General features: G+C 52.1%; 2 protein-coding genes. Both read left to right on the top strand.

Translation table 11 applies throughout. From position 1 onward, the window contains the following. The first annotated feature begins 45 nt into the window (after positions 1-45). The gene (locus Afil_RS10605) at positions 46-999 is read left to right on the top strand and encodes a hypothetical protein (RefSeq protein ID WP_230268527.1); all 954 of its coding nucleotides are present in this window, start codon (positions 46-48) and stop codon (positions 997-999) included. A gap of 14 nt (positions 1,000-1,013) precedes the next feature. Next, on the top strand, positions 1,014-1,145 hold a 132-nt coding region (locus Afil_RS11415), incomplete at its 3' end, for a phage head-tail connector protein (protein ID WP_369413431.1).

Genomic DNA, 1,145 nt, shown 5'->3' with positions numbered 1-1,145 from the left:
CAGTCCGTTCCAGAAGAAACTGGACAAATGGAAATAGGAGGAACCATGAACGAATTTAAACTTCAGCGCTTTGCGGAAGGTGATGGAACTAGTACGACAACCACACCGACAGGCGCAAACAATGAAAAAGGCGTTCGCACTTACGGCATGCAGTTTAAAGAGCTGCTGCCCGCAGTCTTTGCCAAAAAGTCATACTTCAATGACTTCTTTGTCGGCGGCCTGGAGGCGCTTGATGGCGTCGCTTTCAACAAGAAAGCATTCAGCGTAAAGACCTGTGATATTCCGGTGGCGATTGGTACCGGCTACGACAAGACGGATACCAAAGCATTCAAGACTGGCACAGGAAACTCGAACCGCTTTGGAAACCGTACGGAAATTACGTATGAAGACGAGGATGTCGAATACACATGGGGATGGAACTTTCATGAGGGAATCGACCGACACACCGTCAACAACAGCCTGGAACAGGCCATTGCCGACCGTCTTGAGCTTCAGGCTCTGGCCAAAACGGAAATGTTCAACAAAGCTCACGGCAAGTTCATTTCCCAGTCTGCCGGCAAGACGATTACCACATCGGCAACAACTCTGTCTGATTCGGATCCGAAAGCACTGTTCAACGAGCTCTCGAAATACTTCACCAACATCGAGGCAGTCGGCACGCGCTATGCCAAAGTCACCAGCGATCTGTACAACCTGATCGTGGACAGCGCTCTGGCCACGACAAGCAAAAACAGCAGCGTGAACATCGATGAAAACGGCATCGTGAAGTTCAAAGGCTTCCTGATCGAGGAAGTGCCGGACTCCATGTTCCAGACCGGCGAGATCTGCTATGCCTACGTCGGCGGAATTGCCAAGGCCTTCACCGGCATCAACACCGCGCGGACCATCGAGTCGGAAGACTTTGACGGCGTAGCCCTGCAGGGTGCAGGCAAGGCAGGCGAGTACATCCCGGCCGACAACAAGAAAGCCGTTGTCAAAATCAAGATGAAAACGGCATAGGCGGGGCAGTGTCTATGCTTGACCAGGTAAAAACGCTCCTGGGACTGAGTGATGAAAGCCAGGACGAAAAGCTGAAGTCCGTCATTACGCTGACTTCAGCCCGTCTGGCCTCTTTGCTTGGTGTCAAAGACGTACCGGAAGAGATG

It is taken from the genome of Allobaculum fili (assembly GCF_020969955.1).
Taxonomy (GTDB): domain Bacteria; phylum Bacillota_I; class Bacilli_A; order Erysipelotrichales; family Erysipelotrichaceae; genus Allobaculum; species Allobaculum fili.
This window is presented reverse-complemented; position numbering and strand designations above follow the sequence as displayed.